Below are 25,182 nucleotides of genomic sequence, written 5' to 3' on the forward strand. Positions count from 1 at the left end.
CCGCGCATCTCCGTAGGCTGTGGAGGTGACCGCTGTATTGCTTGCCGAAGACGACGAAGCCATTGCCGCGCCATTGTCGCGCGCATTGGGCAGGGAAGGGTATGACGTCACCATCGAGGAGACCGGCCCGGCAGCGCTGGAGCAGGCACTCGCAGGGGACTACGACCTCCTGATCCTGGATCTCGGGCTGCCGGGAATCGACGGCCTCGAGGTGTGCAGGCAAGTGCGGGCGCATAGCTCTGAGCTTGCTGTGCTCATGCTCACGGCCCGCACCGATGAAGTCGATTTCGTGGTGGGACTCGACGCGGGCGCCGACGACTACGTGGGCAAGCCCTTCCGCCTGGCAGAACTGATGGCCCGTGTGCGTGCGCTGCTGCGCCGACGTAGCGGCAGCGAGGACTCGGTCGTAGAGGTAGGTGGCATCCGACTCGAGCCTGCGGCCCGCCGTGTTCTCGTGAACGGCACGGAGATCTCACTCGCGAACAAGGAATACGAGTTGCTTCGGGTTTTGCTCGAACACGCAGGGCAGGTGGTCTCCCGCGACACCATCCTCTCGGAGGTATGGGGTGGTGTGGATCTGCGTGGCTCCAAGACCCTCGACATGCACATGTCATGGCTGCGCCGAAAAATCGGTGACGAGGGCCCCGTCGCCAAGCGGCGCATCACCACGGTTCGTGGTGTCGGCTTCCGAATCAACACTGACTAGGTTCTTCAGTGCGGCGCCGGCTTCTGCAGTCGATCCTTGCGGTCGTGATCTTGACGGCACTCCTGCTCGGCGTGCCACTCATCTATACGGCCTGGATATGGGTCGAGGATTTCACTCGTACCGACCTGCAGGTCCGGCTCAATCGGATGGCGACGGAGATCGTCGCCCATGGGGGGCCCGAATTCATCACCGAAGGAAGTCTCCTCTGGGACGACCTTCACCTCTTGACCCCCGCAGGGGGGCGCCTGGTGGTCGTATACCCGACGCCAGACGGCGGGACCTCGCAACTGGAGATCGGTCAACCGTCGGTGCAGTCGCCCCTGATGGAATCTCGGACGATCGGCACGTCCGGTTCGTTGATTCTCGAGGAGCCGTCGAGCGGGATGCGCACCCGGCAGCGCCAAGCGGTCGGTGCCGTCGCGGGGCTGGTGTTCATATCGATCGCAGCAGGAGCGGCGGTCGCGGTCGCGACGGCCAGACGGCTCTCCGATCCGCTGCGTGACGTCGCCAACCGAGCGGCCCGACTCGCCGAGGGCGATTTCCGGCCGGCTCCGAGACGTCACGGCATCCCGGAACTCGACCGTGTCTCAGACGTACTGGACGCGGCGACCGTCGAGATGGCTGGGCGTCTACAGCGTGAACGAGCACTTGTCGCCGACGTCTCCCATCAGCTTCGAAGCCGGCTCACGGCGGTGCGTCTACGGCTCGATGAGCTCTCAGTACATCCGGATCCAGCAGTAACGGCCGAGGCGACCGAGGCCATGGAGCAGGTTGACCGGCTGACCCTGGCGATCGACGAACTCGTCCGCTCCTCCCGCAGCGACATCACCGAGGCCCCGATCTCGGTGATCAAGGAATTGGACACGGTCATCGCGGAGTGGAAGCGCCCATTCGAGGACGCCGACCGAGAGCTACGGCTGTTCGGCGATGCGAATGTGATGGCTTCGGCCACAGGATCCCGACTGCGTGAGGCCGTTACGGTCCTTGTCGACAACGCCTTGAAGCACGGGGAGGGCACCTGCACCGTATCGGTGCGGCTGGTCCAGGGCCAGCCGCACCGGGGTGCAGGCGCAGAAACGCCGTCGCCCCGTGAGGGCATGGTGTGTGTCGAGGTGTTGGACGAGGGGGCCGGCGTCGACAACGACCTGGCACCGCACATCTTCGACCGCGGCTTCTCGGGCGCAGGTTCGACTGGTGTGGGCCTCGCGTTGGCCCGCGCGCTCATCGAGGCCGATGGTGGCAGGCTCGAACTGCAGCGTCGGCGTCCGGCCCTGTTTGCGATCTTCGTTCCGACGGCCCGGGAAAATAGTCCGATCCGAGTCACCGAGACGCGGGAGCCCCGCTGAACCTTCAGGGCTGGCCGATCTCTTCCCCTGCGGGCCGGTCGTCGAGATCTGGGTCCTCGAGATCAGGATCGATGAGGCGCACATTCTCGTCGGGGAACGCGAACCGGCGGAGCGCCCAGAAACGGAACACCATCTGCATCAGGTTCCCGATGATGTAGTTGAGAACGAAGTCGACGACCAACAGCGTGGTCAGGTTCTCCTGGGAGGCGCGGATCTCGAACACGTTGTTGGCGATCCACAGGGGTGCGGCGGCTATCAAGACCCCGATCCCGCTGATCGTGAAGAACAGCAGCGCCTCGTGGTGGCGCTCGCGTCCGCCTCGGTGCTTGAACGACCATTCTCGGTTGAGGATGTAGCTCAGCACCGTGGCGAGAACGCCCGAGAAGACCTTGGCGACGACGGGCTTCTCTTCGAGGATTGTCAGGCTCAGCGAGTAGAAGATCGCGAGATCGAAAATCAGGGTCGTTCCGCCCACGATCCCGAACTTGATCAGTTCGTGATGTTGCATCGCCAAAGCCCGGAAGGGCTGCGGAACGCGTGCGAGCACGCCGTCGACGAATGACACAACGCCCAAGCTTACGAAAGTCGGGGCCGATAACACCAATTGACGGCAGGAAGATCACAAGCTCTTGAAGAATTTGCCGACCGACCACCTCGGCGATCGAACATGGCCGCCGACGTGACAAACTGGTAACCCGTGACCGCCAACTCTGACTCGACCCCGCGACCCACGCCACCTAGGGACCTGCCCTCTGGGCGGCCCGTCGTGACGATGATCGGTGGTGGCCAGCTGGCGCGGATGACCCATCAGGCGGCCATCGCCCTCGGCCAGAGCCTGCGCGTGCTCTCGGGGACCGCGGACGAGCCCGCAGCGCAGGTGAGCCCCGACGTCGTACTCGGGACTCACACCGACCTCGACGCGCTCCGCAAGGCTGCGGTTGGTTCGCACGCGGTGACCTTCGACCACGAGCACGTGCCGACCGAGCACCTCGACGTCCTGATTGCCGAGGGAGCGAATGTGCAGCCCCCGCCGCAGGCGCTGATCTACGCGCAGGACAAGCTCGCAATGCGCCGAAAGCTGGGAGAACTCGGTGCTCCGATTCCTGCTTTCGCGGAGGTGACCTGGGTGGAGGATGTCGTGAAGTTCGGCGCCGAACACGGGTGGCCGGTGGTGATCAAGGCTGCACGAGGTGGATACGACGGTCGAGGCGTATGGATCACCGACGACGCCGACGAAGCCGAGCACATCGTTGCCGAGCAACTCGACAAGGGTGTCCCCCTCCTGGTGGAGGAGAAGGTCGAGATGCGGCGGGAACTGTCCGCGATGGTTGCCCGCTCGCCGTTCGGTCAAGGGGCCACCTGGCCGGTAGTGGAGACGGTGCAGCGTAACGGGCAGTGCGCGGTGGTTCTCGCTCCCGCCCCTCAGCTGCCCGAGTCGGTGGCCGAAGCCGCAGAGGAACTCGCACTACGGATCGCATTCGAACTCGGAGTGGTCGGCGCCATGGCCGTCGAGTTGTTCGAGACCGCCGACGGCGCTCTCGTCGTCAACGAACTCGCGATGCGCCCGCACAACTCCGGTCACTGGACGATGGACGGCGCTCGTACCTCGCAGTTCGAGCAACATCTGCGCGCGGTCCTGGACTATCCACTCGGAGACACCTCGCCGATCGCGCCGATTACCGTGATGGCGAATGTTCTCGGAGCTCCCACCGCCCCCGCGATGAGCATGGACGAGCGTGTTCACCACCTCTTTGCCCGCATGCCCGACGCGAAGGTCCACCTGTACGGCAAGGGTGAGCGCAAGGATCGCAAGATCGGGCACGTGAACATCGTGGGCGGCGCCGGCTCGATCGATGACCCGGAGTACGTCGCGCGAGTGCGCGAGCGTGCCGAGCGTGCCGCGCGGTGGCTCTCGCACGCTGAATGGACCGACGGATGGGATGTGCACGGTGAGTGAATCGGCAACGCAAAGCAACGCACGGGTCGGGCTCATCATGGGCAGCGATTCCGACTGGCCCACCATGGAAGCCGCAGCTGAGGCGCTCGCCGAATTCGGGGTGCGTTTCGAGGTCGGTGTGGTCTCGGCGCACCGTACGCCGCAGCGGATGCTCGACTATGCGAAGGCCGCAGCCGGTCGCGGCATCCAAGTGATCATCGCCGGCGCCGGCGGTGCCGCTCACCTGCCGGGAATGGTCGCGTCGGCTACACCGCTGCCCGTCATCGGTGTGCCGGTTCCACTGAAGTACCTCGACGGTATGGACTCGTTGCTCTCGATCGTGCAGATGCCCGCCGGAGTTCCCGTGGCCACGGTGTCCATCGGGGGCGCCCGCAATGCGGGCCTGCTTGCTGCTCGGATCTTGGGCGCCTCGGATTCTGCTCTGCAGCGGCAAATGGTCGAATTCCAAGATGGACTCGAGAAGATGGTCCACGACAAGGACCAAGCCCTGCGCGACAAACTGATGGGCTGACGGGCACCTAGAGCATATGAAACGCAACCGAGGTATTCGGTTGATCCGTGCGTCTCGGGGCAGTGCGCAGTCCGCGGCGATTACGCGCCTGGCGCTGGTGTATGCGCGGATGTGGGGTGCCCGCATCACATTCGACGACGAGTTCGGCATCTTCGTGTGCAGCGGGATGTGCGGAGGCTATGCGCGTAGCGGAACGACGATCGGTGGTGCGTTTCTCACCGGCCGGGTGCCGGGGCGGTCGCTCGTGCGGCACGAAGCGGTCCATGCCGACCAGTGGGCCACTTACGGCGCGACCTTCGCGTTGCGGTACCTGTTCGAGGAGTTTCGACACCCCGGTGCGCGCAACAGGTTCGAGATCGCAGCCGGACTTGCCGATGGCGGCTACCGCGCTAGCTGAAGTGTGATCTTCTCGCTATCGACGCGCCTCGACTGGGCGGCCGCGTCGGGGTTGGCCACCTGGACCAGCGACGCCCCCGCGGCGAAAATCGCTATCAGGCCGTCGATCAGCGCATCTGGAGAATCCCACGTCGACTCGGACAGCACACGATCGCCGCCGCTGATCCCACGGGCAGCGGCGGAAGCCTGTGCTGCGGCCAGCACCTCGTCGACACTCTTGCCTGCTAGTGCGGGCCCGGCGAGTGTGGGCCGGAACTGATCGCCGTGGGCGCGGACGGAGGTGGCGTAGTCGGTGATGCCGAGGGGGAGATCGGCTATGGGCCGGCCGAATGCGTCGAGCGAGAGTGCCGCGACGTCGGGCACGTCCTCGACGTCGGAGAGGCGCGGGCCCGTGATAAGTGCGACTTCTGCTTCCAGATCAGGGTCGAGCACGACTTCAGCGCCTGCCCACCACGCGCCGAGAAGCACCGCGGCCGTCTGCCAGTGCGCGGGAAGCAGCACCACGACCCGGGCACCGGGCTCGAGGGCGAACTCGTCACGGAGCAAGTTGGCAGTCTTCGCGGCCCAGTTGGCCAGGGTGACGGCCGAGAGTTCTACCCGCTCGCCGGTCGCGTCGTCGTAGAACGTGACACGGGGGCCGGCCGGGTCGTCCTTCAGGATCGGGTCCAACAGGGCGTCGGTGAGGGTGCGGGACGCATGGTTCATGGACACAGCTTCGTTTCTCGATTCAATTGACACAGCGTGGGCCGGCGGAGCCGGCGTCGATGGGTGGGCCGGGTTGCACTGGCGTGGGACCGGTACCAGAAGAGAATACGGATTCGAGACCATCGTCGCCGGATTCGTCGGAGCGGTCGTTGATGGACTCCGCGGAGGACGGTCCCCGGTAGTCACTCGTCAGCACCACGTGAACGGAGCCTTTGGGCAGCGTCGAATCGGTATCGGTACGAAGGCCGCCGAGTGCGGCGGCGACGGCCTCTGCGGCAGCGTCGTCGGAGGACCGGGTGAAGACGGTGGTCTCGTTCACCCAATCGCCGGTGTGGTTGCCGACTTCGCCCCGCTTGTAGCCGATCGAGTCCAGAGCATCGGCCACGCCGCGCGCGAGGCCGCTCACGTCACCGGCATTGGAAACGTCGACGGTGACGGCGGACGGGTCTATGTCGGATGGCTCGGAGGTCTTCGAGTCCTCCGGGTCTTCGATCTCCCTACCGACGAGGGCGGCCACGTGCTCTTGCACTTCCCTGGGCTTGACCCTCACGACCGACTCGCCGTAGTCGGTCATGTCGTTGAGATCCGCGACCGGGATGGTCTCGAACCGCACGTCACCGCCCGCGAGATCCTGTAGTTGCGTGGCGAATTCGATGATGTCCCAGTCGTCGTCCAATACCACCGAGCGCTCCACCGCGGTGGTGAGGTTGTCGAGCTTGCGGGGGTTGCGCAGCGTCTTTCCGGACAGCACTTTGTCCACGAGCGAGGCCATGAATACCTGCTGCCGCACGATGCGGTCGTGGTCGCCGCGCGGTAGGCCGTGGCGCTGCCGGACGAAGCTCAGTGCATCCGCTCCCGTCAACGTCTGTGTCCCGGCGGGGAAGTGGGCGCCCGACAGAGGTTCGTCGACCGGGTTCTCGAGGCAGACGTCGACGCCCCCGACGGCGTCGGTGAGAAGGATGAATCCGAGCATCCCGACCTCTGCGTATCGGTCGACGGTGACGCCGGTGAGGTCTGCCACGGACGTGATCAGTGCCTCCCTGCCCGCCTTGGTGGCCTTTTCCTCGGCTTCATCAGCGGTGGCGCCGTTCTCGACGAGTTCGAGTCGCCTGGTTTCCTTGGTAGCGCCGTAGGCTGCGTTGATCTTGGACATGCCGATGCCCGGAACTTTCACGTAGGAATCGCGAGGGATCGAGATCGCGGTCGCGGAACTGCCGTCGACCGGGATGCGAATCAAGACGATGGTGTCGGTGTTGGAGGCAACCTCTTCACCCGCCCGCAGCAAGTCGAGTTCGGCCTGGGAAAGCGGGTTGCCATGCGCATCGGTTCGGCTGTCCGTACCTACGATGAGAATGTCGATGGCCCCGTCGGAGTCGCCACCCAGTTCGAGTCCGGCCGCGATCGCCAGATTGTTCCTGAGCGAATCGATGCCCCACCACGCGAATCCCGTGACGATGAGGGCGAGCACAGACAGCACCGTGACAGCAATGTGGAGCGGTCGCCGTGGCATCTTCCGGGACTCGTGTGGTTCAGGTTGCTCCTGTGACACAGAATCCAGGCTAATGGTTGATCAGCGTGGAACAGGGAGGAATCGATCGGCGTGCCAGACTGACCCTGTGAGGAACATCTTGGTGACTGGAGCGCATGGGCAGTTGGGTCGGCAACTCCTCCGCCGCGCCGCGGAAGCTGGAATCGCAGTCCGAGGCGTGGGCTCGGGCGAGCTCGACATCACCGACCGCGGCGCTGTGGATGCGCACGTCGAAAGTGGTTCCGTGGTGATCAACTGCGCTGCTTACACTGCGGTGGACGCCGCCGAGGCCGACGAGGAAGCCGCCCGAGCGGTCAACGAGACCGGGCCTTCGATTCTGGCGGGAACGTGTGCCCGTGTGGGCGCCAGGCTGATTCACGTCTCCACCGATTACGTTTTCTCCGGGGACGCGGACGCTCCCTATGACGTGGATGCGCCGACAGGTCCCGCGACGGTCTACGGGCGCACCAAATTGGCTGGTGAAAGGGCTGTTCACGCCGCGCTTCCGTCCGCGCACGTCGTTCGCACCGCCTGGGTCTACACGGGCGTCGGCTCCGACTTCGTCGCCACAATGCTCCGGCTCGAGCGCGAACGCGACACGGTCGATGTGGTGGACGATCAGGTAGGTTCGCCGACTTACGCGGGCGACTTGGCCGGAGCGTTGCTCGAATTGGCCTGTCGCAGCGATGTCGCGGCGCCGATCCTCCACGCCACGAATTCCGGTGTCGCCAGCTGGTTCGACCTCGCGCGCGCGGTGTTCGAAGAGGTCGGCGCCGATCCGAATCGAGTGCGCCCGTGCACGAGCGCCCAGTTCCCCCGGCCGGCACCGCGGCCTGCGTTCTCGGTCCTGTCCGGCAACTCGTGGGTGCGAGCCGGTCTGACTCCGCCCAGGACCTGGCGAGAGGCATTGCATACGGCCCTGGATGCGGTGGTGTGAGGGGGCTGCGGCGGTAGCGGCTACGCTGTTCCGGTGAGTTCGAAGCTGGCCGTGGTGACGGTGACCTATTCGCCAGGCGAGCATCTGGAGCATTTCCTGGCCACTCTCGCCGACGCGACGAAGGAAGATCCGCAGGTCGTCATTGCCGACAACGGGTCGACGGACGGCGCTCCCGAGGCCGCGGACGAGGCGAACGAGCACGTGCGCCTGCTGCGAACCGGCGGGAACATCGGCTACGGCGGCGCCATCAACAGGGCGGTGGCGGAGATCGACGACGAGATCGAGTTCGTCGTCGTCGCCAATCCGGATGTTCGCTGGGCGCCTGGATCGATAGACGTTCTCCTCGCGGCGGCCGAGCGTTGGCCGCGGGCCGGGGCGCTGGGGCCGCTCGTTCGAGAGCCCGACGGAAGCATCTACCCGTCGGCTCGTCAGGTGCCCGACCTCGTGTCGGGCGCCGGGCACGCCATTCTCGGTACGGTGTGGCCGTCCAATCCGTGGACGGCAGCGTACCGCCAGGAGAACGAAGGCGTCAGCGAGCGCTCGGTCGGGTGGCTTTCGGGATCGTGTCTGCTGATGCGCCGTGCGGCTTTCGACTCGGTGAATGGGTTCGACTCCCGCTACTTCATGTACATGGAAGACGTCGATCTCGGCGACCGTCTGGGCCGAGCCGGGTGGCTCAATGTCTACGTGCCGTCCGCGGAAGTTACCCACGCCAAGGGGCACGCGGCGGGCAAGCACCCGGAACTGATGTTGCCCGCTCATCACGAGAGCGCGTACCGCTTCCAGGCGGATCGACACCCCCATCGGTGGCAGGCGCCTTTGAGATTGGCTCTTCGGATCGGGTTGGCCCTGCGGTCGAGGATCGCGGTCGCTTCGGCGGTTCGGGAACGGCGCAGGAGCGGGAACACGGGGGGAACGAATCATGGCAACTGAGAAGAAGACTGACGCAGTGAAAATGACCGATGCAGTGAAGGCGACCGATGCGGTGGTGTTGGTCGGCGGCAAGGGGACGAGGCTTCGTCCACTGACGTTGTCGGCGCCCAAACCCATGCTGCCCACGGCGGGCCTTCCGTTCCTCCAGCATCTGCTCGCACGTATCGAAGCGGCCGGGATCAAGCACGTTGTGCTCGGAACATCCTTCAAGGCTGAGGTTTTCGAGGACTACTTCGGCGACGGATCCGGTCTCGGCCTCGAGATCGACTACGTCACCGAAACCGAACCGCTCGGCACCGGTGGTGGAATCCGGAACGTGTTGCCGAAGCTGCGCGGCGACAATGCCATGGTCTTCAACGGCGACGTACTCGGGGGCACCGATCTCGGCGCCGTCCTCGACACCCATACGACCCATGACGCCGACGTCACACTGCATCTCGTGCGGGTTGAAGACCCCCGAGCGTTCGGCTGCGTTCCTACCGATTCGGACGGTCGGGTCACCGCATTCCTCGAGAAGACCCAGGATCCGCCGACCGATCAGATCAACGCCGGATGCTACGTATTCAAGCGTGAAATCATCGAGCAGATCCCCGAGGGTCGCGCGGTGTCGGTGGAACGAGAGGTATTTCCTTCGCTGCTGGCACGTGACGCGCGCCTTTTCGGCTATGTCGACTCGTCATATTGGCGCGACATGGGCACACCCGAGGACTTCGTGCGCGGTTCGGCGGACCTGGTCCGTGGCATCGCCCCGTCTCCGGCACTCGACGGGCCTCGTGGCGAGTCGCTCGTTCACTCGGGTGCCGGCGTCGCACCGGGCGCGCTGGTGATCGGTGGAACGGTCGTCGGTCGTGGCGCCGAAGTGGGCGCCGGCGCACGTCTCGACGGTGCCGTGCTGTTCGATGGCGCGGTGGTCGAGGCCGGGGCCACGGTGGAACGTTCCATCATCGGGTTCGGCGCGCGGATCGGGCCGCGTGCGCTCGTGCGCGACGCCGTAATCGGCGATGGAGCCGACGTCGGAGCCCGGTGCGAACTTCTCCGCGGCGCACGGGTGTGGCCGGGTGTGACACTGCCGGACGGCGGGGTCAGGTTCAGTACCGACGTCTGACCCGGCAGGAGCGCGATTTCTGTACTAGCGCAATCCGGCGAGATACACGAGGCGATCGATCGTCGCCTTCTCGGCCAGCGGCGGTAGTTCCTCCACCGGCCACCAGCGCAGGTCCGTCGATTCGGAACTCCGCACGACTTGTGAGTTTCGGCGTGCCCGGACCAGGAACCGGAGGTCCAGATGCCGGGTGGGCCGGCCGAGAGAGCACGTGATCGGGTGCGTGTGTGCGGACAGCAGTTCGGGATCGATCCGTAGATCGGCGATTCCCGACTCCTCGCGGGCCTCTCGTAGTGCGGCGTCGACGACGGTGTCGTCGGAAGGCTCACAGTGCCCGCCCAGCTGGATCCAACGCCCGACCTTCGGATGCAGGGTGAGAAGCACATGGCGCCCTCCCTCGTCCAGAACGAGGGAGGACGCGGTGATGTGCCCGGGTTCGTGATCACGCAGGCATCCGAGAGGTGCCGATTCGAGAAACGCCAGCATTGTGTGGCGCAGCGATTCGTCGTTCTCGTCGAGGGTCTTCCAGCCCACGAGGGCAGCTATCGCGGAGCGGTGCAGCGATTCGGCGCTCATTGCCCGGTGGTCACCTTTCGATCAGTGCATCGGCCGGATCGACGGCCTCCCTAGGCGAGAGCGGGTCGAGCGGATGCCCGATTGCGATGGCACCGAGAGGTTGCCACGGGGCGGGCAGGTCGAGCACGTCACGGACGACGTCAGCGGCGAAGATGGTCGATCCGATCCAACAGCTACCGACCCCCTTGGTGGCCAACGAGACCAGAAGCCCCTGAACTGCCGCGCCCACAGCGACCGTGAACATCGTGGACTCCGCGGCCTGCCTGCGCGAGTCGGGGTAGGTGTGGGCGCCGTCGGGAACGCAAAACGGAATGATGACCTCAGGCGCGTCGAGAAGGATGTTCCCGCGAGCCACACGTGCCTCGATGGCCTCGGAACCAAGGCCATCCGATGCCAGGTCACGGCACCACAGCTCGCGCATCCGGGTCAGCAATTCGTCACGGACGTCACGAGTGCGGATCCATACGAAGCGGACGGGGCGAGTGTGATGCGGCGCGGGGGCTGTGAGCGCTTCCGAGATCGACGTCCGAATCGTAGCCGGGTCCACCCGTTCGTCGGAGAACTGCCGGATCGAGCGCCTCAACAGGAGCGCCTCGGACCGGCCTCGTTCCAGAGACTCGGCAGTGCCGAGCCAGAACAGGTCCTCGGGTCCGCGACGGATGAGATCCTGTGCGCTCGACTGGTCATCGGTGAGTTCGAGTCCACGAACCACCGCGACGGGCACGCCACCGAGTTTGCCCTTCACAAGGTCACCTGCTGCGGCGATCTCGTCGGCGATCGCGACCTCGGTCACGAGTAGTTCATTGCCTTGGCTGTCGCGTGCACCTGTGTACGCATGCAGGACGGGAAGACCTGCCGCGCCGATGGCGGCATCGATCTGGCCGTTGCGCCATGCGCGCCCCATGGTGTCGGTGACTACAACCGAAACTGTGATGCCGAGCGCGGCGGCGATCGAGTCACGGAGCGTGCGCGCGCTCGAATCCGGATCCTCAGGCAGCAGAGCCAGTTCGGAGCCGTCTACATTCGAACCGTCGATGCCCGACGCCGCCTGGACGATCCCGAGGCGGTTCTCGGTGATGAGGGTCCGCCCCTTTCGTGCCAGGACGCGGACGGCCTCCTGATCGATGAGACGACGGCGTGCGGCATCGCGTTCTTCAGGGTCGGTGGGGGAGATCACGATTCTGCCCTCGACCTTCGAGAAGACCTTGCTGGTGACAACAAGGACGTCACCGTCCCGCAGCCACGGAGCGGCTTCGACGATCGCCGCTCCGAGATCGTCGCCGGGCCGGAACTCGGGCAGACCCGTGACGGGCAGTATCTCGATAGAGCGACCGGGTGCGTGGTCGAGTGGATGTGGACGCGCGGCTTCAGTCACAGCGAAACCTCCGCGATATCGAAAGCGGCGCGGACCATCTCGGCCGTTGCGCCGGGGTCGGTCATGATGAGGGGCACACTTCGCACCGTCACGCCGGGAACCTCCGCGGTGTCGGTCTCGTGGACGAGCCAGCCATCGAGGATCCCGGTTGCACTGCGGGACCCGTAATAGCGGCCGATCGCCTCGGCGGACGTCTCGACGCTGATGACCTCCAGGCATTCGTCGGCCATGCCGCGCAACGGTCTTCCGCCGATGATCGGCGAGACCCCGACGACCTTCGCCGAAGTTGTGCGCAGCGCGCCACGGATTCCGGGAATCGCCAGGATCGCGCCGATACTGACGACGGGATTGGACGGGGCGAGTAGGACGATGTCGGCAGACTCGATCGCCTCGAGCACCCCGGGTGCCGGCGCGGCCTGCTCGGCGCCGATGTTCGCGAAGCTGTGCGTTGGCACCTGGGCGCGGTGGCGCACCCACCATTCCTGGAAGTGGATCGCGCGCTGTTCGCCGTCCGCGGGATCTGTGATCACGACGTGAGTTTCGCTGCGGTCGTCGGTGACGGGCAGCAGGGTGACGCCCGGTTGCCACCGGTTGCACAGTGCCTCGGTGACCGCCGACAGCGGATAGCCGGTGCGAAGCATCTGCGTCCTGATCAGATGCGTGGCGATATCGCGGTCACCGAGCCCGAACCAGTCGGGCTTTGCGCCATAGGCGGCGAGTTCTTCTTTGGCACTCCATGTTTCGCCCGCATGGCCCCAGCCGCGCTCGGTGTCGATGCCACCACCTAGGGTGTACATGCACGTATCGAGGTCGGGACAGATCCGGAGGCCGTGCATCCAGACGTCGTCACCGACATTGACGACCGCTGTGATGCGGTGCACCGCATCGGTACCGAGCAGTTTGAGAACTCCTTGCAGGAATCGGGCCCCGCCGACGCCGCCAACCAATACAGTCACCTTCACGGTAGAAAGCCTAGGCGGTGGCCGAAGGCTGGCTGTGGGCTGCATCCCGATGGCGATTTCGGGGCCGCAAATAGTAATCGACTTTTTCCATTCCGCTTGACCGCGACACGCTGGCCGTGTCTAATCACAAATATGTCATTCTGACGTTGTGGGGGTGGGGATCACTTGCGGCGGACTCGATTCGAATCTCTTTTCGAACGAATGGCAGGAATGTTCGGTTCGGGGAACATGATCAATCGAAATTTTCTGCGCTATCACAGGTGAGGAGGCGGAGCGATGCCCAATGAGCAGATCGAGTCGGAGACTCGCGCAAGCACAGTAAGCGACGAACCGCAGACCATTTCCGAAGCAAGCGCCGTAGGTGGCGCCTATGCTCGAGAAGTCTGTGTGCCACAAGGCAATGATGAAGAAGGCAATGTGACTGAACTTCCTGTGCGTGAACTTGTCGCCCAGGAGGTAGAGCCGGTAGACACCCGCCCGGTGCTGAGCCTGGTGACCGGCTTCGACGAATTGTTCGACAGCATCGAGGACCAGTGGCAGGAACGCGCACTGTGTGCGCAGACCGACCCCGAGGCCTTCTTCCCCGAGAAGGGTGGCTCCACCAGGGAAGCAAAGCGAATCTGCTTGGGCTGCGAGGTGCGGGACGAATGCCTCGAGTATGCGCTGTCCAATGACGAGCGGTTCGGCATCTGGGGAGGCATGTCCGAGCGGGAGCGCCGGCGCCTGAAGCGGGGGATTGTGTAGTCAGTCCTCATCGCCCGGCATGTCCGGGTCGATTGCCTCGGGTTCGACCTGCAGGTAAGTGCTTACCTGCTGCACGAGCACCTCGTGCACCAAATCCGTGAGGTCGTCGGTGTCCTTGGCTCGCTGTTCCAACGGCCGCCGGAAAAGTACTATTCGAGCCCGCGTCGTGGCCCCGTGTCGATCGACGCCAGCGGGTATCAGCCGTGACAGCGGCACGGGACCGTCCGCTACGACTTCGGCCGGCCAGTTCACCGAATCAGGATCAAGCGCGTGAATCTTCGGCACCTCGTCCACGGCAATGTCGAGTTTCGTCAGACCCTCGCGCCAGAGTGCGTCGATCGGCGCGAAGGCGTCGAGAACCACGAGGTCGAACTTCTCTGCACGGCTTCGACGAGCGGGTACGTCGGGAGGGTAAACGGATCCGCGAATTCCACGTCCCCGTCGGTCGACGGATCGGGTGGTCACAGGACGTCTGCGTCGTGCTCGGGACATGAGCCGACATTACGACAGCCACGCGCTTTCGGTGTGTCCGAGTAGGTGTCCGGGCGTGGTGGGGTTAGGCTCCCTAGCTGTGAGATCTCTGCGTAGGTGTTGTCGACCCGGGTGTAAGAACCCTGCAGTCGCCACACTTACGTACGTCTACTCGGACTCAACCGCGGTCGTCGGACCACTTGCCACGGTCGAGGAACCCCATTCGTGGGATCTTTGCGAAAGGCATGCGTCGCGGATCACCGCGCCCAAAGGTTGGGAACTGGTTCGATACGAGGGTGGATTTTCGTCGAGCACCCCGGATGAAGACGATTTGACTGCGTTGGCGGAAGCCGTGCGGGAAGCCGGCCTCGGCGACCGCGGGCGCAGCGAAGCAACCTCGGCGAGCGAGGACCGCGGTGCGACCGCGCGCCCCAGTCCGGTACGGACCGGTCGTCGCGGCCACCTGCGAGTTCTTCCCGACCCTGCCAATTGAGGATCTTCGACTGCACGGTGGGCCCCGTTGGGACATTCTGTAGCACCGGCGTTCGAGTATCGCCCAAGTATGTGGAACCCAGGCATGCGGAGCCTAGGTACTAGGCTTGCGCCAGCATTGGTGCTCGAAAAGGAGAGATGAGAGAAGTGGCGCGATCTGCCGAGTCCGTACATGCCGCGATCAAGGCCTACGACGTGCGGGGTGTTGTCGGTGAACTCATCGATGCCGCGTTCGTACAGGACGTCGGTGGGGCATTCGCGCGACTCGTTCGTCAGGAGGGCGCCGAGAAGGTCGTCATCGGCCACGACATGCGTGCGTCCTCTCCCGGGTTGGCGCGAGCTTTCGCGGACGGTGTCATCGCGCAGGGCCTCGATGTCGTCCTCATCGGCCTGGCATCCACCGATCAGCTGTACTTCGCGTCTGGATTGTTCGACTGCCCCGGCGCCATGTTCACGGCGAGCCACAACCCCGCGGAGTACAACGGCATCAAGCTGTGTCGCGCCGGGGCCAAACCGGTAGGTCAGGAGACAGGTCTGCGTGCGGTGGCCGCCGAGGTCATCGATGGGGTGCCCGAATACGACGGCGCCCCCGGCACGGTGTCGGAACAGGACGTCCTCGAGCAGTATGCGAGCTTCGTTCGAGGCTTGGTGAATCTGTCCGATCTGCGTCGACTGAGGGTCGCCGTCGACGCAGGCAACGGAATGGGCGGGCACACCGTGCCAGCGGTGTTCGCGCCGATGCCAGTGGACCTCGAACCGCTCTATTTCGAACTCGACGGCACGTTTCCCAACCACGAGGCCAATCCGCTGGACCCGGCCAACATCGTGGACTTGCAGCGACATGTGCGCGAGACGGGTGCCGACATCGGTCTTGCATTCGACGGCGACGCGGACCGTTGCTTCGTGGTCGACGAACTCGGAAACCCGGTGCCGCCGTCCGCCGTGACGGCTCTCGTGGCCGAACGTGAACTTGCCAAGGAACCCGGAGCGACGGTCATCTACAACCTCATCACCTCACGGTCGGTTCCGGAATTGGTGACCGAGCTGGGCGGGCAGCCGGTGCGCACGCGGGTGGGGCACTCATTCATCAAGCAGCAGATGTCGGAGACCGGCGCGATCTTCGGCGGTGAACACTCTGCGCACTACTACTTCCGTGACTTCTGGGGCGCAGACTCGGGCATGCTCGCCGCGCTGCATGTCCTGGCCGCGTTGGGTGAGCAAGACCAGCCGCTGTCGGTGATGATGGCGAAGTATCAGCGGTACGCGGCGTCGGGGGAGATCAACTCGACTGTCGAGGACGCCAACGATCGCACCTCCGCCGTGGTCTCCGCCTTTGCCGACCGTACCGTCGACGTGGATCGACTCGACGGGGTCACTGTGGAGATGGAAGATGCGGCCTGGTTCAACCTGCGGGCCTCGAACACCGAACCTCTGCTGCGACTAAATGTGGAAGCGCGTACCACCGAAGACGTAGATGCACTCGTTACCGAGATATTGGGTATCGTCCGAGCTTGACTGCCATAGTTGGTAGCAGGAGATTCCGGCGCTGAAGAGAACATGGCCGACACCGAATACGGACTACACCGAACGCGGCCGGCACCGAACATGGCCGGCACTGAAAGAAAGAAAGAGGGTGCGGTGTGATGACAGCACCGACGCCCCTGCTCGATCTCGACGACGGAGATGCACTCGTCGCAGCCGACACCGAGGGGGTTCTGCGTTCCGCGGCGACGGGGGGCGCACAAATCCGGGCAACCCGGTCGGCGGTCGAGGAAGGGGTCCTCGACCGCCTGAAGGGACTACGCCCACGCAGTGTGGTCGTCGTGACCGGTTCCGGCCGCGCGAGTCGTGGTGCAGCCCTCCTCACGGCCGTACTGGCTGAGCGGATCGGGTTCCCGCTGCTCCGCGCGCCCGGTACCCCGATGTGGGTCGGCCCGCTCGACGTGGTCGTGGTGGCCGGGGACGACGCCGGTGACCCTCGGTTGGTGCGGGCGGTCGATGCGGCTGTCCGTCGCGGCGCCGAAGTTGTGGTGGCTGCACCGGACGAGGGTCCGCTTCGGTCGGCTGCGGCTGGACGTGTCGCAATGCTCGCACCGCGGATTCCCGCGCTCAGGCGACATGGCTTACTGCGGTACTTCGCAGTCCTGCTCGCGGTCTTGCGGGTAGTTGGTGCGGAACGCCCGGAGAACGAGGTGCCCGACCTCGAACGACTCGCCGCCGCTGCGGACGACGAGGCATTGCGGGACAGGCCGGACAATGAGACATTCCACAATCCGGCGAAGTCGCTCGCTTCGCGCATGCTGGGTCGGCGGATCGTCCTCGCTGGTGACTCGGCGAGCGGGGTCGAGATTGCAGGCCACGGCGCCGAGGCTCTGCTGCATGCTGGGCGAGTCGCGACTGTGTCGGAATTGTCTGACGTGCTGACCGCGGCAGGAACATTTCGATCCCAGTCGATCGAGTCGCATGACCCGATCTTCCACGATCCCGAACTGGACGGCCCTCCTCCCGTCCCACCGGTGCGCACGTTCGTCGTGTCGGCAGAGGAGGACCGAGTGCTCATCGAACGCAAGACTGTGGTCCTGGGCGACGTCGATTTGGTCTCGGTTTCCTCCGGCGAGGTACCGCTCACTTCCGAGCGTTCCGAACTCGAGCAGGCGGTGGTTCTCGTCGGTCGGCTCGATATGACGGCCGCGTATCTCCAGCTGATCGGTGGTATCTAGTGCACTGTCTCGAGGGTGCGCTCCGGTCTTACGCGTGGGGGTCGCGAACCGCGATTGCCCAGTTGCGTGGACTTCCGGCTCCTACTGCGCATCCGGAGGCGGAACTGTGGCTCGGTGCCCACCCGGGCGACCCCGCTCAGATCGTGACAGACAAGGGGTCGCAGTCGCTTCTGGATTTGGTTGATGCTGAGCCTGAACGCCAGCTCGGTAGACGAAGTGTGGAGGCCTTCGGCAAACGACTTCCGTTTCTGCTGAAGCTGCTTGCGTCGGAGGAGCCACTGTCTTTGCAGGCGCATCCCAGCGCGGAACAAGCCCACGACGGGTTCTGCCGGGAAAACGAGGCAGGAATTCCGGTCGAATCACCTGTCCGCAACTACAAGGATGCCAGCCACAAACCGGAACTCGTGGTGGCGCTCAGCAGGTTCCAGGCACTCGCAGGCTTCCGGGATCCCGAACGAACCGTCAAGCTTCTCGAAGCGATCGCGGTTCCAGAATTGCAGCCGTATGCCGCGCTGATCGCCGGACAGCCCGACTCTGACGGGTTACGGGCGCTGTTCACCACGTGGATCACGCTGCCGCAACCTGTGCTCGGCGCATTGATGCCGCGGGTCCTCGACGGGTGCATCAACTACTTGTCGAACACAAAGGACGGGGAGTTCGCAGCCGAAATCCGCACCGCGCTCGAGCTCAGTGAGGTGTATCCGGGTGACGCCGGAGTGCTCGCTGCCCTGTTGTTGCACCGGGTCACTCTCGAGCCCGGTCAGGGCCTGTACTTGAACGCGGGCAACCTGCACGCCTATCTACACGGCGTGGCAGTCGAGATCATGGCGAACTCCGACAACGTGCTGCGCGGGGGGCTGACACCCAAGCACGTGGACGTTCCGGAACTGCTGCGCGTTCTCGACTTCGACTCTGTGGACATCCCGGTCGTCGAGCCGGAAGAGATCGGGAGCAGCGGCGAATTCGTGTACCCCACACCGGCGCCGGAGTTCGTGCTCGCGCGGATCGACCTGTCGCATAGCGGTCCCGCGGAGCATCGTCTGGATTCGGAAGGTCCACAGATCCTCCTGTGCACCGCCGGTTCGGTGGAGTTGAACTGTGGGTCCGACTCTCTCGAACTCTCCCAGGGCAACGCAGCGTGGATTGCTGCCGAAGATCCCGCGGTCGAGGTGAAGGCGATCACGAACCACGCACAATTGTTCAGCGCACGAGTTGGCGCACCGATCGCGTAGCTTCGAAGATCTCCTCCGGTCAGGCCAGGCATAAGCTGGAGTGCCGACTGTCGCTCGAGGAGGCTGAAGTGGTCGTCCAGGACAAAGGGGGCGAGCAGAACAAAGGGGGCGGGGTCGGCGGAAGGTCGACCGGGTTGTTCCGCACCAAGTCGATCGAGCAGTTGATTCGAGATACCGAGAAACCGGATACCAAGCTCCGCAAGGAACTGACGGCAGGGGATCTCACCGTACTCGGCGTCGCCCTCATCGTCGGAGTCGGAATCTTCACGCTCACTGCGACCACGGCAGGAAACATAGCGGGTCCAGCGGTGTCGCTGGCGTTCGTCCTCGCCGCCATCACTTGTTTGCTGGCGGCACTGTGCTACGCGGAGTTCGCCTCGACGGTTCCAGTGGCCGGGAGTGCCTACACGTTCTCGTACGCGACGTTCGGTGAACTTGTTGCTTGGATCATCGGCTGGGACCTCATGCTCGAGCTCGCACTGGGGGCGTCGGTGGTGGCAAAGGCCTGGTCTCTCTATCTCGGCGAGGTGATCGGACTCGATGCGCGGATCACGATCGACTCGTTCCAGGTCGACTGGGGCGCGATCTTGATTGCTGCGATCATCGCGGTGCTACTGATCAGGGGTACCAAACTATCTTCACGGGTCGCGTTGGTCATCACCACGATCAAAATATCCGTCGTGGTGGTCGTAGTCGTCGTCGGCGCTTTCTACATCATCCCGGCCAACTACTCCCCGTTCATTCCGCCGCCTGTAGAAGACGGCTCGGCGGCGGGCGTCAGCGAGTCCTTGTTTTCCTTCCTTACCGGAGCGGGCAACAGCCAGTTCGGCTGGTACGGACTGCTCGCGGCCGCCGGCCTGGTGTTCTTTGCGTTTCTCGGTTTCGATGTCGTGGCCACTACCGCCGAAGAAGCGAAGAACCCGCAGAAAGCACTGCCACGAGGAATTCTCGGCTCACTGGCCATCGTCACGGTGCTGTACGTGGCGGTGACGCTGGTGGTCACGGGCATGGTCAGCTATCGCGAATTGGCCGGAGACACATCTACTTTGGCTACTGCGTTCGACATCCGCGGAATCACCTGGATGAAGTACCTGATTTCGTACGGTGCGCTGGCAGGCTTGACCACTGGACTGATCGTTATCTTTTTCGGCGGTAGCCGCATCATCTTTGCTATGTCTCGGGATGGTCTGTTGCCGCGGTGGTTGGCAGCCACCGGCAAGCGCGGCACACCTGTCCGGACCACTGTGCTCGTCGGCGTCGTGATGGCCGTGCTGGCGGGTGTCTTCCCTATCGGCACCCTCGAGGAAATGGTGAACATCGGAACGCTGTTCGCGTTCACGCTTGTGTCGATCGGCGTGGTGATTCTGCGCCGCACCCGCCCCGACCTGCCTCGCGGATTCCGGGTGCCGTTGGTGCCGTTGGTGCCGGTTCTCGCGGTCGTTGCGTGCCTGTGGTTGATGCTCAATCTGTCCGTCGAGACCTGGATCAGATTCGTGGTGTGGTTGGCACTCGGAATGGTCATCTACTTCACCTACAGCCGGCGGCACTCCGTGATGGAGGGGCGCAGTCGCGACGAGGCCTGACCGCACTCGCCCGGCACTCCGGTCCTTTCCGCGAAGCATCCGCACCCTCGAGTTGCGGGGTGTCTTCGCCGACACTTTGGTCAGCTTTACAAATATTTTTATTTGTCCAAACAGAGAACGATGGAGGCGGTAGTGTCCAATTCAAGGGTGAGGTTACTCACATGAACTGATGTGATGGAGGAACAATTGTCGACGGACCTGCAACCGGAGTCGTCCGCGCCGGCCCGGCGGTGGAAAGACAGGAAGCGGTACCTGTGGCCGCTCGGTCTGAATCCGCCCACAGCGGTGTTTCTCGCGATCGGTTTGGTGTGGGTGTCCCACCAGATCGGGATCGGCGCTGTTGCGCCTGTGTGGTGGTGGATCGGACCGCTCATGGTCTACGTGCTGCTCCCGCTTCTCGACGTCTTCTTCGGACCCGACGGCGACAATCCGCCTGAGGAGGTGATGGAGTGGCTCGAGAACGACAAGTACTACCGATACTTGACGTACGCCTACATACCACTTCAGATCCTCAGTCTGGTGACGGCCTGCTACCTCTGGTCCGCAACGGATCTGGGCTGGCTCGGAATCGACGGCGGCCTCGGCGTCGTCTCCAAGATCGGGCTCGCCATCACCATCGGCTGCGTTGCGGGAATCGGGATCAACACCGCGCACGAACTCGGGCACAAGAAGGATGGACTCGAGCGGTGGCTCTCGAAAGTCGCTCTGGCGCAGTCGTTCTATGGGCACTTCTATATCGAGCACAATCGGGGCCACCACGTCCGGGTCGCGACGCCGGCCGATCCCGCGAGTGCGCGTTTCGGAGAGACCCTGTGGGCGTTTCTCCCGCGAACCGTTTGGGGCAGCCTCACTTCGTCCTGGCGGCTCGAGAAGGCCCGTCTGGAGCGTCTCGGTAAGCGTCCGTGGACGATTCACAATGACGTTCTGAACGCCTGGCTGATGTCCGTCGTGTTGTTCGGCGCACTCGTTGTGGTCTTCGGAATCGGGATCATGCCGTATCTGGTGATCCAGGCAGTGTTCGGGTTCTGTCTCCTCGAAGCCGTCAACTACCTCGAACATTACGGGCTGCAGAGGCAGAAGACGGCGAGCGGCCGGTACGAGCGGTGCACCCCAGAACACAGCTGGAACAGCGACCATGTCGTTACCAACATCTTCCTGTTCCATCTGCAGCGGCACAGTGATCACCATGCGAATCCGACTCGGCGCTACCAGACGCTGCGGAGCATGGACGGTGCTCCCACCCTGCCGAGTGGCTACGGCAGCATGATCATGCTCTCCTACTTTCCGCCGTTGTGGCGAAGGGTGATGGATCCGCGTGTGCTCGCGCACTATGACGGCGACATCACGCGCGTCAACATCGCGCCTTCCAAGCGTGAGAAGGTGCTCGCGAAGTACGGGGCGCCGGAATGAGCGCGTATCGCTGCCCGATCTGCGACTACGTCTACGACGAGGCCGTGGGTGCACCCCGTGAAGGTTTCCCGGCCGGCACGCTCTGGAAATCGGTGCCCGAGAGCTGGTGTTGCCCGGATTGCGCGGTGCGGGAGAAGGCCGATTTCGAGCCGGTCTTCCCGACAGGAGGAGGAACTCCATGACCGAGTACAAGCTCTATCAGTGCATTCAATGTGGATTCGAATACGACGAGGAACTGGGATGGCCGGAGGACGGCATCGAACCCGGGACTCGTTGGGCCGACATCCCGGACGATTGGACCTGCCCGGATTGTGGCGCTGCGAAAGCGGACTTCTTCATGGTCGAAGTCGAACGCAGTTGAATTGATAGCGCAGTTGAATTGATAGCGCAGTCGAATTGATTTCGACGCTATCGTGCACGCCGTGTCCGTGTCCGTGTCCGTGTCCGTGTCCGTGTGCCGGTCGGGCGCGGACGCGGCGGATGGCGCTACTGTCTGTGCCATGACTTCGCCGCGTGTCCGGGTGCCCTATCAGGAGGCCACGCGATTGTTGCTGCGCCGGTCCGTACTCGATGCGATGCGGGACCTCCTCTTCGACAACGACTGGTCGAGCATCACGATGGCCGACGTCGCGGCGGGTGCCGGGGTGAGTCGGCAGACGCTCTACAACGAGTTCAAGTCGCGGCAGGGCCTCGCGGAGGCGTACGCCCTCCGGCTGGCCGACGAACTCGTCGATTTCGTGGGAGAGTCGCTGGTGGCGAACGTCGGGGACGGTCGCGCCGCCCTGACGGCAGGGTTCAAGGCGTTCTTCGCCGCAGGTCTTTCCGATCCTCTGGTGCAGTCGCTGCTGCGAGGTGAGGCGAAGCCCGACCTTCTTCGGCTGATCACGACCGAGAGCGCGCCGATCATCGAGCGGGCGTCCGAGAGACTCTCAGAGGTGTTCGTCAATGGCTGGGTGCGGGCGACCCCGTCGGATGCGGGGATACTCAGCCGCGCGATCGTGCGGCTGGCGATGAACTACATCTCGACGCCGCCGGAATCCGAGGTCAACGTCGCTGAGGATCTCGGCGCCCTTCTGGGGCCGTTCTTGGACGAAGCGGCGGATGGTATCGATCGCCGATGACTGCTCGGTGATCGAGCGCCACGGGAGTGTCATCCACATTCGCGGTACGGATAGCCTTGATCGAAACAGCAGACAACCAGGAGAGGCAGATGACGACCTCAGGTTCACACACGCCCGTGGCCGAGAGCCGCAACGGGATCGACTTCGCGGTGGCGGATCTTTCGCTCGCGGAGTTCGGCCGCAAGGAAATTCGGCTTGCCGAGCACGAGATGCCGGGACTGATGGCACTTCGCCGCGAGTACTCCGAGGTGCTGCCGCTCGCGGGCGCTCGGATTTCCGGCTCGCTGCACATGACCGTCCAGACGGCTGTGCTCATCGAGACGCTCATCGCGCTGGGAGCCGAGGTTCGCTGGGCCTCCTGCAACATTTTCTCCACTCAGGACCACGCAGCAGCTGCGGTCGTCGTCGGCCCGCACGGAACGCCCGAGGAACCCCGGGGTGTCCCGGTATTCGCGTGGAAGGGTGAAACCCTCGAAGAGTACTGGTGGGCCGCCGAACAGATGCTCACCTGGCCGGACGCCGACAAGCCCGCGAACATGATCCTCGATGACGGCGGCGACGCGACGATGCTCGTTCTCAAGGGCGCCCAGTTCGAGAGGGCCGGGGTCGTGCCCTCTACCGACGACGAGCACGACTCCGACGAGTACAAGGTCTTCCTCGCCCTGCTGCGCCAATCGCTCGAGGCGGACAAGACCAAGTGGACCACGATCGCGAAGTCGGTCCAGGGCGTCACGGAGGAGACCACCACCGGTGTCCTGCGCCTGTACCAGGTTGCGGCCGCCGGTGATCTCGCCTTCCCTGCGATCAACGTCAACGATTCGGTCACCAAGAGCAAGTTCGACAACAAGTACGGCACTCGCCACTCGCTCCTCGACGGCATCAACCGCGGTACCGACACTCTGATCGGTGGCAAGGCGGCCCTCGTCTGCGGGTACGGCGACGTCGGCAAGGGTTGCGCCGAGGCGCTTCGCGGCCAGGGCGCTCGTGTCACGGTCACGGAGGTCGACCCGATCAACGCACTGCAGGCCCTGATGGACGGCTTCGAGGTCAAGACGGTCGAACAGGCTATCGGCTGGGCCGACATCGTCATCACGGCCACCGGGAACATGGACATCATCTCCCTCGATCACATGAAGCAGATGAAGCACCAGGCCATCCTCGGCAACATCGGTCACTTCGACAATGAGATCGACATGGCCGGACTCGAGCATTCCGGCGAGGCCACCCGGGTCAACATCAAGCCGCAGGTCGACGAGTTCCGGTTCGCCGACGGTCACTCGATCATCGTGTTGTCCGAGGGACGCCTGCTGAACTTGGGAAATGCCACCGGCCATCCCTCGTTCGTGATGAGCAACAGCTTCTCCAACCAGGTCATTGCACAGATCGAACTGTGGACCAAGCCCGAGAACTACGACAACGAGGTGTACCGCCTTCCGAAGCATCTGGACGAGAAGGTCGCGAAGATTCACGTCGACGCGCTCGGCGGCACGCTCACCAAGCTCACCAAGGAACAGGCGGAGTATATCGGCGTCGATGTCGAGGGCCCGTTCAAGCCTGAGCACTACCGGTACTGAGCGAGTTTGTGACCCCCGACCTGAGTGGAGCGTGGCCGGTGTCGGGTCGCGCGCCGGGCAGGTCGGGGGACCGGTTCCGTGTAGGACCCGGCTGGTCTGCGGATACAGTGCTACTTCGTGGGGACACTGATTACGCTCGAAGGCCTCGACGGTGCGGGCAAGCGCACACTCGCGGACGCGGTGGTGAAGCACCTTGTCGACCGGGGTCTGAGGGTCGAAACCCTGGATTTTCCGCGCTATGGCCGATCTGTGCACGCGGATGTGGCATCCGAGGCGCTCAAGGGTGCGCATGGAGATCTCGCTCACTCTGCGCACGCGATGGCGATGCTGTTCGCGTTGGACCGCGCCGGCGCGGTCGACGAGTTGGCCGATCTGCTCGCGGGACACGACATAGTCCTCCTCGACCGCTATGTGGCGTCCAACGCCGCATACGGCGCAGCGAGGCTGCATCAACGCGGCAACGAGGAGTTCGTGCGGTGGGTGACCGAACTCGAATTCGAGCGGTTCGCGCTGCCCCGCCCTGATCTGCAGCTGTATCTGGACGTTCCGGTGGCGCTTGCGCAGCAGCGAGCGCGGGTACGCGAATCGACGGACTCGAGTAGAGTGATCGACGCCTACGAGCGGGACCGCGGGCTGCAGGAACGGACTGCAGAGATGTACCGGGACCTGGCGGCGGCGAGCTGGATTTCCCCCTGGTGGGTGCTTTCTTCTGATACCGATCCGGACACGCTCGCGGAAAACCTGACATTCTGGAATAAAGAACACGGCACGCCGTGATGGCGAACGGGCAGTTACGGCGTC

27 protein-coding genes are annotated in these 25,182 nt (G+C 64.3%); 20 read left to right on the forward strand and 7 right to left on the reverse strand.

Annotated features, from left to right (window positions below):
* Positions 1-25 precede the first annotated feature (25 nt).
* On the forward strand, positions 26-706 hold the full coding sequence (locus tag BFN03_RS04405; RefSeq protein WP_070380607.1) for a response regulator transcription factor: 681 nt from the start codon (positions 26-28) through the stop codon (positions 704-706).
* A gap of 8 nt (positions 707-714) precedes the next feature.
* Positions 715-2,052 carry a sensor histidine kinase gene (locus tag BFN03_RS04410; RefSeq protein ID WP_070377993.1) on the forward strand — a complete coding sequence of 446 codons (1,338 nt, stop codon included), beginning with the start codon at positions 715-717 and terminating at the stop codon, positions 2,050-2,052.
* 4 nt (positions 2,053-2,056) lie between these two features.
* Here the strand turns inward: BFN03_RS04410 and BFN03_RS04415 are convergent, their stop codons facing one another.
* On the reverse strand, positions 2,057-2,617 hold the full coding sequence (locus tag BFN03_RS04415; protein WP_157109558.1) for a GtrA family protein: 561 nt from the start codon (positions 2,615-2,617) through the stop codon (positions 2,057-2,059).
* Between the two features lie 132 nt (positions 2,618-2,749).
* Between BFN03_RS04415 and BFN03_RS04420 the strand changes: the two genes are divergently transcribed.
* From BFN03_RS04420 to BFN03_RS04430, 3 genes are read left to right on the forward strand one after another with little or no spacing between them, the layout of a single operon-like run.
* Entirely contained in the window at positions 2,750-4,009 is a 1,260-nt protein-coding gene (locus BFN03_RS04420) for a 5-(carboxyamino)imidazole ribonucleotide synthase (protein WP_070377994.1), read from the forward strand.
* A complete protein-coding gene (purE, locus tag BFN03_RS04425; RefSeq protein WP_070377995.1) occupies positions 3,993-4,520 on the forward strand; it encodes a 5-(carboxyamino)imidazole ribonucleotide mutase in 528 nt (175 codons plus the stop codon). The genes BFN03_RS04420 and purE overlap by 17 nt, the downstream gene beginning before the upstream one ends.
* Positions 4,521-4,536: 16 nt before the next feature.
* Positions 4,537-4,917 (forward strand): hypothetical protein, encoded by a 381-nt coding sequence (locus tag BFN03_RS04430; RefSeq protein WP_084385490.1) that lies wholly within the window; start codon positions 4,537-4,539, stop codon positions 4,915-4,917.
* Here the strand turns inward: BFN03_RS04430 and BFN03_RS04435 are convergent.
* Together BFN03_RS04435 and BFN03_RS04440 are read right to left on the reverse strand one after the other, a co-directional pair.
* Positions 4,902-5,621: a TIGR03089 family protein gene (locus tag BFN03_RS04435; protein ID WP_070377996.1), complete on the reverse strand. Its 720-nt coding sequence runs from the start codon at positions 5,619-5,621 to the stop codon at positions 4,902-4,904. The two genes, BFN03_RS04430 and BFN03_RS04435, sit on opposite strands and share 16 nt — an antisense overlap.
* Positions 5,622-5,643: 22 nt before the next feature.
* A complete protein-coding gene (locus BFN03_RS04440; RefSeq protein ID WP_070377997.1) occupies positions 5,644-7,131 on the reverse strand; it encodes an LCP family protein in 1,488 nt (495 codons plus the stop codon).
* A 106-nt stretch (positions 7,132-7,237) separates the two neighbouring features.
* On the opposite strand from BFN03_RS04440, the gene rfbD reads away from it, so the two are divergent.
* Genes rfbD through BFN03_RS04455 form a run of 3 tightly spaced genes read left to right on the forward strand, consistent with a single transcriptional unit; the run spans position 7,238 to position 10,124 of the window.
* Positions 7,238-8,086 carry a dTDP-4-dehydrorhamnose reductase gene (gene rfbD, locus BFN03_RS04445; RefSeq protein ID WP_070377998.1) on the forward strand — a complete coding sequence of 283 codons (849 nt, stop codon included), beginning with the start codon at positions 7,238-7,240 and terminating at the stop codon, positions 8,084-8,086.
* Positions 8,087-8,119: 33 nt separating this feature from the next.
* Entirely contained in the window at positions 8,120-9,019 is a 900-nt protein-coding gene (locus BFN03_RS04450; protein ID WP_070377999.1) for a glycosyltransferase family 2 protein, read from the forward strand.
* Positions 9,020-9,041: 22 nt separating this feature from the next.
* Positions 9,042-10,124, forward strand: a complete 1,083-nt coding sequence (locus tag BFN03_RS04455; protein ID WP_070380610.1) for a sugar phosphate nucleotidyltransferase — start codon at positions 9,042-9,044, stop codon at positions 10,122-10,124.
* Between the two features lie 24 nt (positions 10,125-10,148).
* Here the strand turns inward: BFN03_RS04455 and BFN03_RS04460 are convergent, their stop codons facing one another.
* Genes BFN03_RS04460 through cofD form a run of 3 tightly spaced genes read right to left on the reverse strand, consistent with a single transcriptional unit; the run spans position 10,149 to position 13,034 of the window.
* Positions 10,149-10,697 (reverse strand): NUDIX hydrolase, encoded by a 549-nt coding sequence (locus BFN03_RS04460; protein ID WP_070378000.1) that lies wholly within the window; start codon positions 10,695-10,697, stop codon positions 10,149-10,151.
* Between the two features lie 10 nt (positions 10,698-10,707).
* Entirely contained in the window at positions 10,708-12,072 is a 1,365-nt protein-coding gene (locus BFN03_RS04465) for a coenzyme F420-0:L-glutamate ligase (protein WP_070378001.1), read from the reverse strand.
* Positions 12,069-13,034, reverse strand: coding sequence for a 2-phospho-L-lactate transferase (cofD, locus tag BFN03_RS04470; protein ID WP_070378002.1), 966 nt, complete (start codon positions 13,032-13,034; stop codon positions 12,069-12,071). The genes BFN03_RS04465 and cofD overlap by 4 nt, the downstream gene beginning before the upstream one ends.
* Positions 13,035-13,514: 480 nt before the next feature.
* Here cofD and BFN03_RS04475 point away from each other — a divergent pair, with 480 nt between their 5' ends.
* Positions 13,515-13,778 carry a WhiB family transcriptional regulator gene (locus BFN03_RS04475; RefSeq protein WP_198163473.1) on the forward strand — a complete coding sequence of 88 codons (264 nt, stop codon included), beginning with the start codon at positions 13,515-13,517 and terminating at the stop codon, positions 13,776-13,778.
* On the opposite strand, the gene BFN03_RS04480 is transcribed toward BFN03_RS04475, so the two are convergent.
* Entirely contained in the window at positions 13,779-14,270 is a 492-nt protein-coding gene (locus BFN03_RS04480; protein WP_198163385.1) for a metallopeptidase family protein, read from the reverse strand. It abuts the gene before it with no gap.
* A gap of 79 nt (positions 14,271-14,349) precedes the next feature.
* Here BFN03_RS04480 and BFN03_RS20030 point away from each other — a divergent pair, with 79 nt between their 5' ends.
* The 11 genes from BFN03_RS20030 (at position 14,350) to BFN03_RS04530 (ending at position 25,158) form a co-directional block, all read left to right on the forward strand.
* Positions 14,350-14,742, forward strand: a complete 393-nt coding sequence (locus BFN03_RS20030) for a DUF3499 domain-containing protein (protein WP_084385491.1) — start codon at positions 14,350-14,352, stop codon at positions 14,740-14,742.
* Positions 14,743-14,888: 146 nt separating this feature from the next.
* Entirely contained in the window at positions 14,889-16,256 is a 1,368-nt protein-coding gene (locus BFN03_RS04490) for a phosphomannomutase/phosphoglucomutase (RefSeq protein WP_070378005.1), read from the forward strand.
* Positions 16,257-16,384: 128 nt separating this feature from the next.
* Positions 16,385-17,461 (forward strand): tobH protein, encoded by a 1,077-nt coding sequence (locus BFN03_RS04495; protein ID WP_070378006.1) that lies wholly within the window; start codon positions 16,385-16,387, stop codon positions 17,459-17,461.
* Positions 17,461-18,693, forward strand: a complete 1,233-nt coding sequence (gene manA / locus BFN03_RS04500) for a mannose-6-phosphate isomerase, class I (RefSeq protein WP_070378007.1) — start codon at positions 17,461-17,463, stop codon at positions 18,691-18,693. Before BFN03_RS04495 ends, manA begins: the two co-directional genes overlap by 1 nt.
* Before the next feature lie 68 nt (positions 18,694-18,761).
* Entirely contained in the window at positions 18,762-20,276 is a 1,515-nt protein-coding gene (locus BFN03_RS04505; protein ID WP_070378008.1) for an amino acid permease, read from the forward strand.
* A 174-nt stretch (positions 20,277-20,450) separates the two neighbouring features.
* Positions 20,451-21,686 carry an alkane 1-monooxygenase gene (locus tag BFN03_RS04510; protein ID WP_070378009.1) on the forward strand — a complete coding sequence of 412 codons (1,236 nt, stop codon included), beginning with the start codon at positions 20,451-20,453 and terminating at the stop codon, positions 21,684-21,686.
* Positions 21,683-21,868 (forward strand): rubredoxin, encoded by a 186-nt coding sequence (locus BFN03_RS20035; RefSeq protein ID WP_084385492.1) that lies wholly within the window; start codon positions 21,683-21,685, stop codon positions 21,866-21,868. Before BFN03_RS04510 ends, BFN03_RS20035 begins: the two co-directional genes overlap by 4 nt.
* Entirely contained in the window at positions 21,865-22,047 is a 183-nt protein-coding gene (locus BFN03_RS04515; RefSeq protein WP_070378010.1) for a rubredoxin, read from the forward strand. Before BFN03_RS20035 ends, BFN03_RS04515 begins: the two co-directional genes overlap by 4 nt.
* Positions 22,048-22,186: 139 nt before the next feature.
* A complete protein-coding gene (locus tag BFN03_RS04520) occupies positions 22,187-22,807 on the forward strand; it encodes a TetR/AcrR family transcriptional regulator (protein ID WP_070380612.1) in 621 nt (206 codons plus the stop codon).
* Between the two features lie 89 nt (positions 22,808-22,896).
* The gene (gene ahcY / locus BFN03_RS04525) at positions 22,897-24,381 is read left to right on the forward strand and encodes an adenosylhomocysteinase (protein ID WP_070380613.1); all 1,485 of its coding nucleotides are present in this window, start codon (positions 22,897-22,899) and stop codon (positions 24,379-24,381) included.
* Between the two features lie 117 nt (positions 24,382-24,498).
* Positions 24,499-25,158 carry a dTMP kinase gene (locus BFN03_RS04530; protein ID WP_070378011.1) on the forward strand — a complete coding sequence of 220 codons (660 nt, stop codon included), beginning with the start codon at positions 24,499-24,501 and terminating at the stop codon, positions 25,156-25,158.
* Positions 25,159-25,182 lie beyond the last annotated feature (24 nt).

The organism is Rhodococcus sp. WMMA185, assembly GCF_001767395.1.
In the GTDB taxonomy this organism is placed as follows: domain Bacteria; phylum Actinomycetota; class Actinomycetes; order Mycobacteriales; family Mycobacteriaceae; genus Rhodococcus_F.

Bases quoted from the DNA above. Each gene is read 5' to 3' on its own strand.
- purE (WP_070377995.1), top strand. From the start codon at position 3,993: ATGTGCACGGTGAGTGAATCGGCAACGCAAAGCAACGCACGGGTCGGG.
- BFN03_RS04430 (WP_084385490.1), top strand. From the start codon at position 4,537: ATGAAACGCAACCGAGGTATTCGGTTGATCCGTGCGTCTCGGGGCAGT.
- BFN03_RS04435 (WP_070377996.1), bottom strand. From the start codon at position 5,621: ATGAACCATGCGTCCCGCACCCTCACCGACGCCCTGTTGGACCCGATC.
- BFN03_RS04440 (WP_070377997.1), bottom strand. From the start codon at position 7,131: ATGCCACGGCGACCGCTCCACATTGCTGTCACGGTGCTGTCTGTGCTC.
- BFN03_RS04455 (WP_070380610.1), top strand. From the start codon at position 9,042: ATGACCGATGCAGTGAAGGCGACCGATGCGGTGGTGTTGGTCGGCGGC.
- BFN03_RS04460 (WP_070378000.1), bottom strand. From the start codon at position 10,697: ATGAGCGCCGAATCGCTGCACCGCTCCGCGATAGCTGCCCTCGTGGGC.
- BFN03_RS04480 (WP_198163385.1), bottom strand. From the start codon at position 14,270: ATGTCCCGAGCACGACGCAGACGTCCTGTGACCACCCGATCCGTCGAC.
- BFN03_RS04495 (WP_070378006.1), top strand. From the start codon at position 16,385: ATGACAGCACCGACGCCCCTGCTCGATCTCGACGACGGAGATGCACTC.
- BFN03_RS04510 (WP_070378009.1), top strand. From the start codon at position 20,451: ATGGAGGAACAATTGTCGACGGACCTGCAACCGGAGTCGTCCGCGCCG.
- BFN03_RS20035 (WP_084385492.1), top strand. From the start codon at position 21,683: ATGAGCGCGTATCGCTGCCCGATCTGCGACTACGTCTACGACGAGGCC.
- BFN03_RS04515 (WP_070378010.1), top strand. From the start codon at position 21,865: ATGACCGAGTACAAGCTCTATCAGTGCATTCAATGTGGATTCGAATAC.
- BFN03_RS04520 (WP_070380612.1), top strand. From the start codon at position 22,187: ATGACTTCGCCGCGTGTCCGGGTGCCCTATCAGGAGGCCACGCGATTG.
- ahcY (WP_070380613.1), top strand. From the start codon at position 22,897: ATGACGACCTCAGGTTCACACACGCCCGTGGCCGAGAGCCGCAACGGG.